Annotated in this window: 13 protein-coding genes and 2 pseudogenes; 3 read left to right on the top strand and 12 right to left on the bottom strand. The window is 30.6% G+C overall.

What is annotated here, in order from left to right:
• Positions 1-391: 391 nt before the first annotated feature.
• From AC4BD1_RS05015 to AC4BD1_RS04970, 10 genes are all read right to left on the bottom strand, one after another.
• On the bottom strand, positions 392-1,063 hold the full coding sequence (locus AC4BD1_RS05015) for a tyrosine-protein kinase family protein (protein ID WP_490485908.1): 672 nt from the start codon (positions 1,061-1,063) through the stop codon (positions 392-394).
• Entirely contained in the window at positions 1,050-1,745 is a 696-nt protein-coding gene (locus tag AC4BD1_RS05010) for a YveK family protein (RefSeq protein ID WP_490485907.1), read from the bottom strand. The genes AC4BD1_RS05015 and AC4BD1_RS05010 overlap by 14 nt, the downstream gene beginning before the upstream one ends.
• Positions 1,742-2,884, bottom strand: a complete 1,143-nt coding sequence (locus tag AC4BD1_RS05005) for a glycosyltransferase family 4 protein (RefSeq protein ID WP_490485906.1) — start codon at positions 2,882-2,884, stop codon at positions 1,742-1,744. Before AC4BD1_RS05005 ends, AC4BD1_RS05010 begins: the two co-directional genes overlap by 4 nt.
• Positions 2,877-4,112 carry a glycosyltransferase gene (locus AC4BD1_RS05000; protein WP_490485905.1) on the bottom strand — a complete coding sequence of 412 codons (1,236 nt, stop codon included), beginning with the start codon at positions 4,110-4,112 and terminating at the stop codon, positions 2,877-2,879. Before AC4BD1_RS05000 ends, AC4BD1_RS05005 begins: the two co-directional genes overlap by 8 nt.
• Entirely contained in the window at positions 4,109-5,599 is a 1,491-nt protein-coding gene (locus AC4BD1_RS04995; protein WP_490485904.1) for a lipid II flippase MurJ, read from the bottom strand. The genes AC4BD1_RS05000 and AC4BD1_RS04995 overlap by 4 nt, the downstream gene beginning before the upstream one ends.
• On the bottom strand, positions 5,596-6,297 hold the full coding sequence (locus AC4BD1_RS04990) for an acetyltransferase (protein ID WP_490485903.1): 702 nt from the start codon (positions 6,295-6,297) through the stop codon (positions 5,596-5,598). Before AC4BD1_RS04990 ends, AC4BD1_RS04995 begins: the two co-directional genes overlap by 4 nt.
• Positions 6,257-6,871, bottom strand: coding sequence for a sugar transferase (locus AC4BD1_RS04985; protein WP_490485902.1), 615 nt, complete (start codon positions 6,869-6,871; stop codon positions 6,257-6,259). Before AC4BD1_RS04985 ends, AC4BD1_RS04990 begins: the two co-directional genes overlap by 41 nt.
• The gene (locus AC4BD1_RS04980) at positions 6,843-8,177 is read right to left on the bottom strand and encodes a UDP-glucose dehydrogenase family protein (protein ID WP_490485901.1); all 1,335 of its coding nucleotides are present in this window, start codon (positions 8,175-8,177) and stop codon (positions 6,843-6,845) included. Before AC4BD1_RS04980 ends, AC4BD1_RS04985 begins: the two co-directional genes overlap by 29 nt.
• Complete coding sequence (locus AC4BD1_RS04975; protein ID WP_490485900.1) at positions 8,167-9,420, bottom strand: glycosyltransferase family 4 protein; 1,254 nt, start codon at positions 9,418-9,420, stop codon at positions 8,167-8,169. Before AC4BD1_RS04975 ends, AC4BD1_RS04980 begins: the two co-directional genes overlap by 11 nt.
• Before the next feature lie 420 nt (positions 9,421-9,840).
• On the bottom strand, positions 9,841-12,138 hold the full coding sequence (locus AC4BD1_RS04970) for an immunoglobulin-like domain-containing protein (protein WP_490485899.1): 2,298 nt from the start codon (positions 12,136-12,138) through the stop codon (positions 9,841-9,843).
• Between the two features lie 315 nt (positions 12,139-12,453).
• Between AC4BD1_RS04970 and AC4BD1_RS04965 the strand changes: the two genes are divergently transcribed.
• The 3 genes and pseudogenes from AC4BD1_RS04965 to AC4BD1_RS04955 form a co-directional block, all read left to right on the top strand.
• On the top strand, positions 12,454-13,206 hold the full coding sequence (locus AC4BD1_RS04965) for a LytR/AlgR family response regulator transcription factor (RefSeq protein WP_490485898.1): 753 nt from the start codon (positions 12,454-12,456) through the stop codon (positions 13,204-13,206).
• 38 nt (positions 13,207-13,244) lie between these two features.
• Positions 13,245-14,513 (top strand): GHKL domain-containing protein, encoded by a 1,269-nt coding sequence (locus AC4BD1_RS04960; RefSeq protein WP_490485897.1) that lies wholly within the window; start codon positions 13,245-13,247, stop codon positions 14,511-14,513.
• A gap of 457 nt (positions 14,514-14,970) precedes the next feature.
• Positions 14,971-15,129: pseudogene (locus AC4BD1_RS04955) on the top strand (recombinase family protein); the annotation flags it as partial.
• Between the two features lie 188 nt (positions 15,130-15,317).
• Here the strand turns inward: AC4BD1_RS04955 and AC4BD1_RS04950 are convergent.
• Positions 15,318-16,234: pseudogene (locus tag AC4BD1_RS04950) on the bottom strand (site-specific integrase); the annotation flags it as partial.
• Positions 16,235-16,668: 434 nt separating this feature from the next.
• Positions 16,669-17,712, bottom strand: a complete 1,044-nt coding sequence (locus tag AC4BD1_RS04945; protein WP_490467163.1) for a zinc-binding alcohol dehydrogenase family protein — start codon at positions 17,710-17,712, stop codon at positions 16,669-16,671.
• Between the last annotated feature and the right edge of the window lie 32 nt (positions 17,713-17,744).

Raw genomic sequence — 17,744 nt, 5'->3', positions numbered from 1 at the left:
AAATGGGGTCCACAGCAACGTAATAAACGACCAGCTAACCCACAACATATAATTAGCAAATAAAAACTTAATTAGTTGATTTATGTATATTTTTTTTCTTCTAAAAAAAAATATACATAAATGTAATGGAAACAGTCGGAAAATAAATAAACTAGGTAATTGGGGTAAAGCCAAATATTGTCCCCAAATTGCTGCAACGAGAAAAAAACAAAAAAGATATTTATCTAGATTTTCAATTCTTATTTGACTTCTAAAATAACTAAATAGATAGGAAATAACACATACTATAATTAATACCAGTAAAAGTTTAACTTTCCATAAGCAAAGAAATACTGCTGCTAAATAGATTGCAACTAATAATAGAATCTCACTTATTTTATTCTTTAAATTCTTAATAATATTGATAGTTTTTCAGCTCTTTCCTATCATATTTTTTTTGATTAATAACGACACCAGCTAATTTATCTATACTCCCCAATAAATCACTAGAAAATTTCAAATCGCTATTTGTCGTTTTATATGGATTGCTAACGATAATTGTTCGATCTGTAAATTGAGAAGTTATTTGTGCATCTGGAAATATCTTTAGAGGTGGGCAATCAACTAAAATATAATCATATTGATCTCTTAGCAATGATAACAACTCTACAAATTTAGGGGACTTTAACAAATCAATATAGTTAGGGGCTTGCGTCCCAACAGAAATTATTTCCAAACGATTTGCTATTAAAGAATTTACTACTTCTTCTAAGGGTAAATCCTTTACAATATAATCAGTTAATCCTTTAAATTTTCTTACTTTATAAAGTCTACTTAACTCTGGACTATAAAAATCAGTATCAATCAAAAGGACCTTCTTCTGATTTTTGACTAACTGATACCCGTAATTATTGAGAAAAAAGGTTTTACCCTCTCCCTTATTAGGAGAGGTGACCGCTAAAATTGGCGTAGCTGGCATATCTGGTAAAAATTCAATTCTCATAAAAATAGAATTAAGTTTCTGTGCAATTAGAGGATTTTTATTTAAAAGTATCTGTCTTTTTTTGTGTTTAGAGAATATCATGGTGTTTACTCCATTCTATACACTGTTTTTTCCTCAAACTAGGAAAATCACCTAGATAAGAAATTTTTAGCGCCTCAATTTGTTCCTTACTTCGTATATTTCTATCTAACAAACATTTTAAAAAAATCAACATTAAATAAAGTACAACTGAGAGTGTCATTGCAATTATAATTCGGCTACTATTCTTTTTTTCTACAACGACTGTAGGCTTTTTAACAAGATATGCATTTATTTTTGGAAAAATCGTTGGGATCTTTTGATTGATGTTTGTTGCAAGACTTTCCCCAATAGTTGCTGCTTGTTTTTCTAATTTATCTGAATAGGTGATTTTAAAAACTAAGGAGTTATTTACAGATTCCACTTTCATCTGACTTCTTAACTCATCTGTTGTCATATCTAAATGAAGTGAACTAGCTACATCTTGAATAACCTCATCACTATTTAAAACTGACAAATATGTGGTAACCAATGGAATTGCATCTTTCATCCCCTGCTGATTTTCAGAATCAGTTGAGGATTCATTAAATAAAATTTCAAATGAAGAAGTATAGATTGGATGATCCATATACTGTGAAAATATAAAACTGCTAATTCCACTAAGCAACACGCCTATTACTAGTAACCATAAATATTTAATAAAGTTTAACTTCCACGTCTCCCATGTTAAATTATCGATTTTCAATTGCTGATTCCTCTATTCTCATAAATTGACAGGAGCTTCATTGCTTCATGTTCCCAGCTATAATTTTTTTCATATTGGTTTCTTCCATTAGTTCCTAATTGATATGCAAGTTCTCTATCTTCAGTTATACTCTCAATATTTTTCATTATTGCTTCATAATCTGTATGTTCTTGAATATAACCACATTGATTATCTACAATAAACTTATATGAAGAAAAATTAGAGGCAATAATTGGTAATGAAGAGGCCATATATTCAAAAATTTTCGTTGATTTTGAATTAACATTATTCGGTGTCGGATGTAATAAGCACAGGCCAATATCTGATTGTGCATATAACTCCCATAACTCTTCGTATTTCCTACGACCTAAAATATGCACCACTTTATTTAAATCATGTTGTTCAATAAACTTTATGGCACGATTTTCTTTTGTATGCATATCTCCAACTAGATAAAGATGGTATTTATTGATTGATTTTTTCTGTAAATGGCTCATTAATTCAAGCATATTAAAAAGGCCTCGTTGTTCTGTCAATGCCCCAGCATAAACTAGACGAACCTCATTGTCTTTTCTATTTTTTAAACGCTGAAATGATGGAATTAATGGATAATTGTAGATATCTTCTTTTATAAGCGTACATTCTTGATAATTTACTTTATAGCTCTCTTCAGCAAATAAAACTACATCACAATAAGTCATCAATTTTTTTTCCAATTTTGTTAATAGCCTAGCCATTACTTTCCTTGACCACCTAGGTAACCATTCTTTTGTTTTTATAGCAGCTGGAAAATGCTCATGCATGTCGTAAATAATTGTAATTTCTTTCTTTAACTTTCTTCTTAAAAAAAATGCAACTAGTAACAATTCAGGATCATGAAAATGGAAGTACTTACTATCAGAACTAAGCATTAAATGATAAATAGTTCCCCAATGAAAAAATCGTAATAAACGATTTTTTTTTGTAAGATAAACCATATTTAATCCAGGAATACTCTCTTTTGGAACTTTTGAATCAATTGCAATAAATTGTATATTTTTTCCGAATTTTACTAATGATTTGGCTTCTTTTGAATAAATTCTTGCATCTGACCATGTATGGACACTGCTAGCCATTGTAATACTATTTGAATCACGCACGATTTTTTTCCACCTTATCTTCTAAAAACTTATACAATTCTGAATTTATCGTTCTATAATTAAACTCCTTATTTACAGTAAGATATGCTTCATTTGATAATTGAGAAAGTTTCTTTATATCTCCTTGATTAAAAATTCTAGTAATTATGTCACCAGCAGCTTTGTAATCTTCTTCCTCAACTAAATAACCATTTCTATTATGTGTAATTATTTCAGGGATTCCACTATGTCTTGTTGAAATAACAATTTTCCCCATTGCCATAGCTTCCATGATTACAACTGGGATTCCTTCTTGATCTCCAGTCTTAGATGTTCTACTTAGCTGAATGATAAAATCAGCTGTAATCATACTTTGCTGAACAAATGTACTGTCTTTCCATCCAACTAAATACACGTGATTCGTTAAGTTCATTTCAGCTATAAGTTCGCTATAATGTTGTTTATTTTCTCCATCACCAATAATAATGAGCTCACTAAAGATTCCAATTTTCTTTAAATAAGCAACCAATTGAATAGATAGATCAATACCTTTTTTATCCGTTAATCTACCAATTGTTAGTAATTTTATTACCGATTGAGGAATTCTTACCTCAGACTTGTAAAATTTTTCTGTATCAATTCCCATATGAAATATATTGATATTTTCATCAGGAAAACCTAGATGAAGTAATTTATTTCTAAAGTATTCATTTACAGGAAAAAAATAACCATTTGTTTGAAGTAACGGTGTATAGATCCTATCATTTGTTTCAGATAGATATTTAGATATGTCATATCCATGAAAAATAGTACATTTTATTCCAGATTGAACTTCATCAAAGACTGATGTAACCAATCCATTAGGACCATAATGATTAATAATCACATCGTAGTTTCTATTTATAGAAAAGTAATCTAATACAAACAATGGTCTTAATGAGGCGACAAGTTTTCCATATTTTTTATAATTGACCGCCTTTAAAGTTAAGTTAGGGTGAAGAAAAATATGTTTGAAAAAAAGAGATGCTCCTTTTATTAATCGTTTAGATTTACTTGGCGGAAGATTTATAAATTTTGTTTTACTCAGTAAATTATATTTTTCGACAATTTCATTTTTTACATCTGTTTCAAATTGATTCCAAGCTAAAATTGTTACATCTGCTCCGTTACTGATCAATCCTTCAATCTGATTAAAAATAAAAGTTTCTGAAGGTTTGGGAAAGGTAGAAATAAAAATTAGTATTTTCAATTGATTAGCTCCTTAATAACTTTTTCACAGTATTTTCTTTGTAAAATCATTAACATTACTGCATATATTAGTAGGCCTAAGATACTTAGTATTAAAATTGTAATAATTGAAAATGACTTCAGTTCAAAAATTTTTTTCAATTGTTCAATTCCAAAATACATAACTATTGAATTAAATATAATTAGAAGATGATCTTTAATTAATGACACAATTTTTATCTGGTAGTTTTTAATCAAATAAAAAATTAATATAGTTATGTAAATGATTTGGGAAACAAGAGGCGACAGAGCAATAATATAGAGTTTAAAAATATCGTGGAAAACACTCAGAAATAAAATTTCAAATACAATAGATAAAACAGAAACCTTAACAATCATTTTTGTTTTTTCTAAACTAAAAAAAATTTTCGAAAGAATTTCTCTAAATACGATTAGTGGTAACTGTAGGCAAAGTAAAACTAGGATAAGGTAAACTAGATATGTCGATTTTTCATCAAAGTTTCCACGTTCAAACAAAAAAGAAATCAGTGGTTTTCCTAACGAAAAGATGCCAAATATAATTGGTATAATGATCATATTTATCCCTTTAATATAGGATAATGCCACTTCAATTCCCTTATCTTTACATTCATATATTTTCTTCGTAATAATTGGATAAAGAATATTGATACTATTCATAATTACTAAAGTTTGTATTGTACTCAGTATTTGATTCGCATATGACATAGCAGAAACATATCCTTCTCCTAAGCTATGCGATAATGTATTAGGAACAATAATAACTAATTGATAAATCAAAGAGTTAACGATCACTGGCCAAGTCAACAAAAGCAATTTTTTAAAATTTTGATCACGTATATCAATGCTAATTTGATATTTATACTTCTTCTCATTAAAATATGATAAACATACCCATTCTATAAAATAGGCAGCTGTAAAAGTTACCGCTACTACATTGATATTGTTAGTTGGAAAAATAATAAATAATAGAAATGGAATTATTGAAGGAATCAAGGCAATCCTCTTGGTCAAAATATATTTTCCTTCTATTTGGTATTCTGCTGTAAGAATACTTGAAAACATTCTAATAAATTGACCTATTCCCAGTATTAAAGATAATTGATAAACTAACTGATTAAATTCTGAAGAATCACTAGAATATATAAACAAATAAAAATAAGTACTAGCGTAACTCAGACATAATAATATAAATATGGCTAACACTAGGAAAGTGACATAAGTATTTAGTGTTTTTAAGCTATAATTTTTTTTATCTGTGATAAATGGAATTAAAATAACACCGATAGATGCACCTAAAATATTGATAATACACACAGAAATAATATTGGCTAAATTAAATGCATCCATATTATTTTGTGTCCCAAAATAATTAGCCAGTTGGGCTGTCCTTAACAATGAAATAAGTTGTATTACCATACCTAATCCAAAACTACCAACAATAGATGAAATAATTTTTTTTGTATTCATAATATTCCATCTTCTACTCTTATTTTTTTTACTTTTGCAGGAACTCCATAACAAGTGACATATGATGGAATATCAGATAAAACAAGCGAATTGGCTCCCACAATTGTATAAGCACCAATACTTTTATATTGAATAATAGTTGCATTTGCACCAATATAGCAGGAACTTCCAATAGATACTCCCCCACATATAACTACAGAAGGTGCAATATTAACGTATTCTTTAACTGTAGTATGATGTTCTACAATTGCACCAGTTAATACCAAAGTATATGATCCCAGTGAAACTAGAGACCCTATTACACATTTAGGTCCAATCACTATGTTCTTTCCAAGGAAAACTGTAGAATCGATTATTGCACTAGGGTGAATAATATTAATATACTTTTCTTCTTCAATCTGTATCCTTTGAGTAATATTTCTTCTGATTTTAGGTGAACCAATAGTGATACAAAAATAAATATTATCTATACTTTTCAAGATATTCACTATTTCATCAATTGGACCTAAAAAAAGATTATTTTTATAAGTAATATCACTATAGATATCGTCACAAATCGCTAATAACTCATATTTTTTATTTAAGTCAATTATTGATTTTGCATATGCAGATAAGTCTCCCCCACCAATAAAAACGACAAATTTTTTATTACATTTATTAGCTGTTTCCAGTAAATTTTTCTGCACTAACGTATCCACTTTGGCTAACTCCTTCTCTAAAAATTACAACTTTTACAGTCTTTAATACAATATAGATATCTAATTTGAAGGAATATTTTTTTACATAGTCAACATCATAATTAAATTTTTCTTTCCAAGTCAATTGATTTCTTCCGTTAACTTGAGCTAATCCAGTAATTCCAGGTTTCACATCTAATCGTTTCTTTTGTGTATTATCATAAAGATCTAGAAAGTGACTATCCAAAGGACGTGGCCCTACTATACTCATATTTCCCAATAAGACGTTCACAAACTGTGGCAATTCATCAATACTCAATTGTCTAAGAATCGTGCCAAAACGTGTAATTCTCATTTCATCTGGTAGCAAATTTCCATTTTTATCTTTTTTATTACTCATAGTCCGCAATTTTAGGACTTTGATCTCCTTTCCAAAAATTCCAGATCGACGTGCTAAATAAAAAGGATTGCCTTTAAAATAGAAAGATAAACTAATAGCTAGGATACTTATTGGAAGACCTAAAACCACCAAAATAATTGTTGCAAATAAAACGTCTAACAATCTCTTAATATGCAAATATTTTATTTGAAACATTTTTCTTTCCCCCTATAGAGAAATACGTGATTGATTCCTCTTGAGCTTCTTTATAATCAATGATATTTCTACCATCAAATAAAATTGGATTCCTCATTAGCTTTTTATAATTTTCAATCGGATAGTTTCTAAACTCATCCCACTCGGTTAAAATCATTGCTGCTTCTGCACCATCAAGGCATTCTTCTACAGAAGTAGCATAAATAATACGTTGTGACTCTGGAAAGATTTGCTTCATATTAGCTACTGCAACAGGATCATATAAAACTAAGTTAGCTTGAGTTTTGTTTAAAAGTTCGGTAATAATCGAAAGAGATGGAGCCTCTCGAATATCATCTGTGTTCGGCTTAAATGCTAATCCCAAGATAGCTATTTGTTTAGGTAAACTTTCTTCAAAAAAGTCAAACATCTTTTCAACTAACTTCAATTTTTGTTTTTCGTTTACTTCAATAACTGTTTGAATAATTTCAAGATTCAAGTGATTTTCTTTTGCTAGATAGTCAAGTGCATGTGTATCCTTTGGAAAACAAGAACCGCCATAACCAATCCCAGCTTGTAAAAATGCTTGTCCTATTCGGTGATCCATCCCCATTCCGTTACTAACTTCGGTAATATTGGCTCCTACTGCTGAACAAAGATTAGCAATTTCATTGATAAAACTGATTTTTGTAGCTAAAAATGTATTAGAAGCGTATTTTATCAATTCGGCACTTTCTAGTGTCGTATGATAGATTTCTGTACTAAATGAAGAATATACTTCGCATAAGCATTTGTAAGAATAATCTGTGGAACTTCCTATAATAATTCGATCACCATTAAAAGTATCCTTTAATGCAAGTCCTTCACGTAAAAACTCTGGATTGGACGCTACGTCAACGTTAAAGAACCCTTTATTAGTAAAATAATTTTTAATTTTACGATTTGTCCCCACAGGAACGGTGCTCTTGATTACAATAATCATTTTTCTATCTAATGGAAGGAACAATTCAAGCTCTTTAACAGCTTGCCAAATATAATCTAAGTTAGCCGATCCATCTGGATTTTGCGGTGTGCCTACTGCCAAATAAATAATTTCTGATTCTCTACTACCTTCAGCAATGGTGTCTTCAAAGTGAAGATTTCCGTTCTTAATATTTTTTGTGATTAATTCTTCTATTCCAGGTTCATAAATTGGACTTTGTCCGTTTCGTAGTTTTTCTATTTTGTAACTATTTGTATCGATACATGTTACCTCATGTCCCACTTCTGACAACGTAACACCTGTGACAAGCCCAACATAGCCAGTTCCGACAATGCTAATTTTCATTTCCTAATTCCCTCACTTTCTTTATTGAAAAACAACTATTTTCTATCTTCTGATAAATAACTGAAACTTCATAATTTTCTCTAGCAAATCTCTTAATATGTGATTCTTGTTCTTTTAAACTGATACTATTTCTAAGTACACTTTTTATTCGCTCAACTAATTCTTCTGGACGATCACCATCTATATAGAACCCAATCTTTTCTTTTTCAACAACTTGCCTTGTCCAACCATTTGAATTAACGATTACTGGTTTTCCTGCAGCAAGTGAATCAAAAAATTTATTTGGAGAATTTGTTGCTAAAATAGGAATATTTTTAAAACAAGTCATTGTTACATCAGCCAAACTAGTTACCGTTGGTACAAGTTTTCTAGGGATATATCCTAGAAAAACGACATTTTTTATTTGCTCTTTCTCACACCTTTTTTCTAGTTGCTGCTTCGTTTTACCATCTCCACCAATAATAAAAAGTACTTCATCTAACCTGTCTAATTGAGCTTTTTTTGCTGCATCAATAAAATAATCTAATCCATTTGCAACACCCATAGCTCCCATATGCAAAATGATAAACTTATCTTCTAAGTGATATCGTTTAATCAGTTCATCTTTAAACTGTTGATCAATATTATGAATGTCAAAGAGGTCAAAATCACATAGATTTTCGGCAACTGTGACTTTATCGCTTGATACTCCTTTAGAAACAATCCCTTCTTTCATACCATCAGAAAGTGCAATAATATGTTCAGCGTGTTGGTAGGACAAAATTTCTAATTTTTTTAGAATACCAATAATTGGCTTAAAGGTTAATATCCTCATTTCGACAGGTGCATCTGGCCATAAATCTCTAACCTCAAATACAAATGACTTTTTCTTAATAGAATGTACAAGTAAGGTAGGAATCATAATTGTCAATGGCGTAGAAGTCGCATATATCATTTCTGAAGGAATTTGACTCATCTTTCGATATGAAAATATTAAAAATTTTAAAAATGAAAATATCCTTCTCATATAGGACATATGATTGGAATAACTATTTTTTTGTGCTATTACCTTGATTCCTTCAATTTGAAAAACCGAATAGTTCCTATATTCTTTAATGGGACTTTCATTTTTAATAAAAGCATCAGTAGTCACCATGGTTACTTTATGTCCATTTTTAATCATCTGTTTTGCAAGCTCAAATGATCGTGTTGAAGTTATCGAATTTCTAGTAGCAAAATATTGATGTAGGTATGTGACCTTCATATTCTTGTTTCTCCTTTCTACTGTTGTGATATTAAAACATTTTCGCTACATTTTTTTCACTTTAAAGCAACTATCTAACCCTTTCATGCAAATCGCATCACTTGTTGCTCAAGTTTGCCACTCAAAAATAAATAGTTAAATTACAAATATAGGTATAAAAGAAGCGATATTTGTTAATCAAAAAAATGTATCATCTACAAACTATTTCTACAACAAATTGTCATTTGTACATGAATTTAGCCGTTTATCAATTCAAAAAAGCTCCAGAAATGACTTTTGAGTGTCATTTCTAGAGCTTTTTTTCGGAAAGTCTTGCTTTATGGATTTTTTGTAAACTGTTTCCCCAAACAATCTAACAATAAGTTATTCTGTTTCCCACACAGTAGTTTATAAAAAAATATATATTTTACTTAATTATTATTAAAAAATGTTACTTAAAAAAGAACTTTGTCCAATAGTAATGTCTATTGTATTTTCTGTTTTATACTTGTCGTCCACTGCGATTACTTGGACTTTATCGCCTTTGCTGATTAACGCTTTGATGCCTGAGAATTTATAGGTACCATCTTCTTTTAGTTCTGCTTGTTTTACTACTTTATCATTTACTAACAAGCGGACTGCCGAAACATCTTTTCCTTGTGTTCCTGTCAAGTAGTAATTACCTAATGTGTAGTCATCTGCAGTTAGACTGTAGTCTTTTTCTACTTCATCCTGATTTACTTTGACGTCTACTGTATTTTCTGTTTTATACTTGTCATCTACTGCGATTACTTGGACTTTATCGCCTTCGTTGATTAACGTTTTGATGCCTGAGAATTTATAGGTACCATCTTCTTTTAGTTCTGCTTGTTTTACTACTTTATCATTTACTAACAAACGGACTGCCGAAACATCTTTTCCTCGTGTTCCTGTCAAGTAGTAATTACCTAATGTGTAATCATCTGCAGTTAGACTGTAGTCTTTTTCTGCTTGAGCATCAAGGATGGAAATATCAACTCGTGAAATTTCTGTTCCATTTTCGTCATATCCTACTGCTTGAACTTTATCATCTTTTTTAATACTTTCAGTATTTTCAAACTTAAATTGACTATCCTTTAAAGTAGCTTCAGCTTTAATATGATCATTTACGTATAGTCTAACTTTTTTTACATTAGATCCATAAGTTCCTGTCAATTGAGTATCACCTTCATGGAAATCATCTGGAAGAATACTTGCTCTATTTTTTTCAGGGGTTACTTCTACTCTATTTAACTCTCCATTTGAACCATAACCAGCTACTTCAATCTTATCACCTTCACTAGCATATTTCTCTACACCTGTAAATGAAAAAGTTCTATCTGAAGCTACAGGCTGAGTTCCTAATTCTGTGATTTCTACACCATTAACAAATAATTTTGTATTTAAAATGTCTATACCTGCTGTACCTGATAATTTAGTATCTCCCCAGGCATATGGGCTAATATCCATCTGATTTTGCACACCTTTAATTGTAACGTCTTGTCTAGATAATTCATTACCTAAGTGATCGTAACCTACCATTTGTAACTGATCACCTACAGAGATGCCAGTTAGCCCACTAAAAGCTACATTATTCACATCAGTACTTGCTGAAGTTAATTTTGCTGTGCTGATCTCAGTTCCATTATGTTCTAACTTAACTGTTTCCAGAATTTTTGAAGCCGTACCAGTAAGCGTGTCGTGCCCTTCTATATACTCATCAGGTGTCAATTGAATAGATGCGTCTGCCAATACTCTGACAGTTATCTTTCCTGCTAAGAGCTGGTTATCCAGAAAACCAGCATAGCCTAGATCATAATCTCCAGGTACAGATGTATTGACAGTACTAAGATCTAGACCTAGCTGATTAGGGTTTACATTTAAAAGCTCCTCACTAGAATTATAATTTTTAATAGTAAGTTTGGCGTCACCACTAGTAGCATCAATCATTTTATCTGGTTCAAATACTTGTCCAACCTTAGCATATAAGATTTTTGTGTTCACTTTCAGCAATGGCTGAGTATTTACAATTTTTGTTGATGCATCTGCTCTAGACACAAAAGGAACTGTATCTTTGGCTACAAATCTAGCATTTGCAGTTATATTAGGAATATACGTAGTTGATGCATCAAAAGAAATCGGAGCGTTAATAGTTGCCGTTACTCTAAAAGTTATAACATTCTCACGTGTAAACTTATCCGGATCTGTGGTTTCATGTGAAATATCTATGCTTCTAACATTGTTTTTACCGATACTCACACTTTCATCCGAGGAAGAAAACGTGAGTAAATTGTGATTAACCATTTCTTTTAATGCATAATCTGCAAAGTCTAAGTTGTATACAAGATCGTCACCAAGGTATACTGCTTCTTCTCCATCCATCATTTTTCCTGGAGCACTAACTTCATAAGTTAGAGTTGAACTTAAGGAATTTTCACTACCTGACGATGTAATGAGAGCATTACCAGTCAGATTGGGAGAATTTAAAGCTTGAGCCAATTGATAGAACTCATGACTTTGAGAAAGTACGTCAAAACCAAGATCTTTTGAACTAGTCTGCACTTTACTAGTTTCTGCTGCGTAAACGTTAGTATCAAATGCTACACCTGGCAACCCAATTAACTGTCCTCCCAATGATAGAGAAACGACTCCTGCAGTGACTAAATTTTTGATTACATTTCTTTTTCTTTTTGGTGAATTATACTTTTTCATTTTTTCCATTCCTACTCTTAAAATTACACTAGCTTTTTTTCAAATTTCTATCCTTCTTTCCTCTAAACTTACTAGTGCTACTAGCATTATAAAAATTGTACTCGCAATTCTTATCCCCTTTGGACATAAAAAGAGGCTTTTTATTCCAATTAAATAGTTATTGAACAAATTTAGAAATATTTATTATTGGTTTTATTAAAAACCAAAAGCTTATTTTTCCTTTTGAGCATAAAAAAATACCTTTCGCGCGATTTTGTTTGATTATTCACGTATAATACATATAATCATATTTGCATTATTACAAGATGAAGGGAATGCAGTAGATTGAAGATTTACATTATAGATGACGACTTTACTCACCAGGGCTATATTTATAAACAAATAAGAGATAGTAGAGTATTAGAGGGGTATGAATTTGTTTTGCCTGATCCAACAAGATTAAATAAATTCTATAAAGATTTAAACTATCTTGAAATCAGTGATAGTGACATTTTTATAGTAGATATTGACTTAAAATTATTTTATTCAGGAATTGATTTTGCACAATTGATTAGAAATATCAATTTTGAATGCGATATTTTATTTATTACTTCTGATGTTACTAAGGCAACAGAAACAATAAATTTAGGAATTAGCCCTAGTGGCTATATAAGTAAAGAAAAAATTTTTGATAACACCCTTAAAGAGTACTTGAATGACTTACTAATTTCACTCAAAAAAAAAGATAACAATATTATGCAAAAAAAAATAAAATTATCTATTTCTTCTGGAAAACATATTAACTATGTGTACTTATCTGAGATCAATTACATTGAGACAGAAAAAGGACATAGAAATTTTTGTAGAATCATTTTAAAAGACCGAGAGCTGACTGTTAATACTAAACTAGGATATTTTAAAAATGAAATTACTACTGACTCTTTTTTTAAAGATTTAAAATCATTTATCATCAACACGAATAATATTGAAATGATCAATAAACAGGAGAATTCAATATTATTTACTAATTTAGACTTACTATATCTTGGAAAAAAAAGTTTCAAAAAAATACAAAAATATATAGAAAAAAACGATTAGATATAACTTGTTTTGGACTATAACTTGAGGAGTGCACTATGGAATCTACGCTGTTTAATGTCTCTTTTTTAGTTAATATCATTGGAGTGATGTACTTTTTTTTAAAAAAAATGAATAAATCTTCTTACTATTTTTTTCAGTTAACATTTATTCTTATACTAATTACCCCACTATTATTCTATCTATCTGAATACTTGCCATACACTGTTTTAATAACTATTTCATTTTTTTTCATATTATTAGTTGTTACAAAAAATTATTTTATTACGCTCTTTTTAATTTCCATTTTTCTTCTTATTGTTGGAATTAGTTATAGTATTTCATTTGATGTAGTTAATTATTTTTTTAGTGTCCCTTTCTTTTTTTCTATTTTATTAGAATTCATCTTTCTATCCCTAGGTGTACATCTACTATTAAAAATTGATAAAACGATTTCGATTTTTAACTATGTACTAAAATATACTAGGCGTAAGTTTCTTGTGCCTAGTATATTCGTGAATATTTGGATATTCTTTTTATACTATCATTCGTACGCACTAGGACATTATGAAAATAAGCTGATCACTATTTTAATTACTGGACTTCTTTGTGTATATCTAGGTCTAATAATCTCTTTTTTTTGGCTATCTATTAGTAATGAATACAATGAGCATAAAATAGAATACTATTCAGAACTTGCTAATAAAAAAAATGAGTATTATCAATCACTAGAAGAATTCCGGCATGATTACAAAGGTATATTATTCTCCTTATATGATAGTTTAGAAAGCCAAGATTATCAGTTGGCTATGGACATATTGAATAAAATTAATTCATATTCAAATCACATATTTTACGAGGAAGATTTTTACAAAAACTTAGAACTAATTGATAGTAGTATTGTACGAGGTGGACTAATCAGCTTAAATAGTTATGCTAAAGACATGAAAGTTAAACTAATATTAAATGTATACGATCCTATCACCAATATAAAAATTAACAACATAGATTTGACAAGATTACTAAATATATTAATAACTAATTCTATAGAAGAAGTTTCAAAAATTGAAACTATAGGTCTAAGACAAGTTACTTGTAATATTTCTAGTGATATAAACAACCTGATAACGATAAATGTTGAAAATCCGCTATATGATGCTCGTCATGTAGATATCAAAAAAATGTTTACAAGAAAATATTCTGATAAAAAAACACATAGTGGGATTGGTTTGTATTCTTTTCATAGAATATGTAATTCTTATTCTAATATTAACTACAGATCTATAATCAATGGCTCAACTTTTTCCATTTTAATTGAGATTAGTTAAACTACCTTGTAAACTAAATTTATCTAGTACTTGCTTCAAAAGTTAGTTTATCTGAACTAATTTCAGATTTGTCGTTCCTGAATTCGGACACATCAAACAATATTTCTAAACAACTCATCCATTGTTTATGTAACTTTTCTATAGTTAACTAATTATGTATTTGAAATAAATAATATGAAAAAAAGCCAATTCTAGTTGTTATAGAATTGGCTTTTTTTCATTTTTAACTATCCTGAACTCATAAAAAAATCTAATCAATTATTTAATTTGAGGTGTTTTGGTATGCAGTAAAGCTCCTTTTTCTGTTCCCTGCTTTCGTTCTGCATTTTCTAACCAAAATAATTTAAATACTAATTGAAGACAAGATTTCTTTTCTTGATTACAAATAATAACTATTATTTTTGTTCATTTTAAGTGCACCCTAAATATACACTAGCGGAACGTTGAAAAATCTAGTTTACAAGAAGCTTTAAATTTTGTCCGTGAACAAGATATTTTTATTGTAGAAGCCATCAATCGACTCGAACGAAATTATGACGAAATCATTGCTTCAGTAAATTATCTAAAAAAGCAAAATGTGCAGTTAATTATCACAAGTTCACCAATCATGGCTGAAGTCACAGTAATAGCAGATATGCTCACAAAATGGAATATGGATATACGCAGAAGTTTTACGTTCTGCGGAATTAGTTGTTTCATTCATTGAATTAAATTCTCCTTACATCGAAAAGTCGTACCATTTTTCGACCTTCTTTTCGATCACTCATATAAAAGCATACTAACTGTATTTCATGAACAAATCCACTAAAAAATCCAAGAATCGACTTCTTGGATCACTTTTTCTTTCGTTGTACTAGACACCTGATTGTAAATTTCTAGCGTTGTTTTCATATTGGAATGACCCACTCGATCCATGATAGCTTTGATAGGAACATTCGCTTCAGCTAAGAGAGAAATATGTGTATAGCGAAAAGTATGCGTAGTCACATGTTTATTAAACTCAGGGTATTTTTCTCTTAAGATATCTTTCACACATTTCACTGGCTTTTTATTGTTACCACGACCATTCATAAACTCATTAAACGAATGATAAACGACTGGTGTACCATTTTGCGTCTGAAAAATCGTAGTCGAAAAAAGAAAATGTTCGGAAGCCTTCACCTTTTTGTGATAGACAGTCTGGTTCTTTCTTTGATATGTTTTTATAAAACTCCCTGTTTCTCGTTGCCTCATTTCTTTTTGCCTCGCTTCATTTATTTGAATTCGATTTCGAATAATCGCAAGCGAACGATCATCCAGATCGATTTCCCGAATGCCCGAATGGAGGAAATCGTCTTTGGTGGATTTCGTATGTACTGTTCAATGGTTCTCCCAGCAGCCACCACTGCTTCATCAATCACTAACTTCTTTGCATGAAAATCCACTTTCTCAACCGTCAACGCACTTAACTCACCAATTCTCAACCCATTTCGAATCAGAAATTCTGCCATATCCAAGTAAAGTTTCCCCATCTTATTGATTTCATGATTCCTTTCATATTTCTCATCGATTGCCTGTAAAAGTGTACGAATTTCCTCTTTTTCTAGAAACTTCTTTTTTCTGCGTTGAATCGCTAATATTTTTCGATCATTGGGAATTTTCAACACAACCTTATTCAAATCAAACAAAACAAAGTCGTGTCGGTAACCATAAGAAAGGATTTGGTTCAGCAACTGCTGGATATGTTTGGAACTCTTTTTCCACTTGTTCTTTTAGATAACGCAGTGCTTGTTGTTTGTTTTCTATTTAACTTTAATAATATATCAAAAAAAATAGTCCTTAAAGGACTATTTTTTATTCTTAAATAAGTAATATAAATAGTAACATAATATATTACTCTTACTTTTATACTGAACTCCACCTAGCGGAATGATAAAATTCAACGTGTCTAATTTCATCATAATTCACTTTGCTAAAATCTACATATATTCCTAGCTCATCATAACCTGAATAATACCAACGATCTCTTTGGGGTAGTAGTCTTCAGAATCACGCTCTTCGATTTGTATAGCAACTGATTTTCGTTTAGTGATGTTAGAAATGGAAGTATATTCACAAGTCTATAATCTAAATATGTTTCTGTCGGTACTTGAACTATTTTCCTAAAAAAGATAGTTTAATCACCACCGTTAAAAGGTCCACTAATAACTACTTTACCTAGCATGTGTCCTGTTTCAACATCTTTTGTTGCTTGCTTTAAATTAGTAGCATTGATGCCATCTGAATAAACTTTGCTTAATGTTGTTACTAACTTACCTTTATCCGCCAAATTAGCAATTACTTCTAAAGCTTGACCTTGGGTTTCAATTTGATAATCGTAATTGGTTTTCGCAAACATGTACTCCCAATCAAAGCTGACCGATAAATTTTTCCAGTTGCTGATATCAACTGGTTCATGAATTCCCACGATAGTCCCAACATGACCAAATGGTTTAATCATATGTTTAATCTGGTCCAAGTAATGAGTAATATTGAACAACACGGCAATATACTCCACTTCTTGGACACCTAATTCACGCATCTTGGCCTTTAAGTCATCATGATAATCAATCGGATGATCAACGCCCAATTTTTCTAGCCATTCAAAGTTTTTAGGACTTGCGGTTGCATAAATTTCTAGTCCAGCCCAGTGTGCTAATTGATTTAAGATAGAACCAACACCACCAGCTCCGTTAATGACTAGAATTTTTTTACCCTTATTAGCACCTTCTTCAGGAATTAAACCGAATTTGTCAAAAAGCAATTCATAAGCTGTCAAAGAAGTTAGTGGCAAAGCTGCAGCCTCTTCATCCGACAAGTTTCTGGGCGCCAAAGCTACAATACGTTCATCGACAGCTTGATATTCTTGGTTGCTACCAGAACGAGTAGTTGTCCCCGCGTAAAAGACACGATCGCCAACGTTAAACTTTTCAACCTCATTTCCGAGACTGACCACTTCACCAACTGCATCAAAACCTAAAATTCGCAACGCATTTCTTTTGTAGGTACTTTGACGCAATTTAGTATCGACCGGATTCACAGACACTGCCTTTACCTTTACTAAAACATCTCTAGATCCAGGATTCGGTATCATTTCTTTTTCATCAATAAAACTTTGCTTTTCATCAATTGGTAGCCCTTCAAAAAATCCAACTACATGCATGAGCTTCTTTTCTGACATGTGAACTCCTCCTTAGCTTTATTCTAATTATG

This window comes from Enterococcus sp. DJ147D b (assembly GCF_058216655.1).
This window is presented reverse-complemented; position numbering and strand designations above follow the sequence as displayed.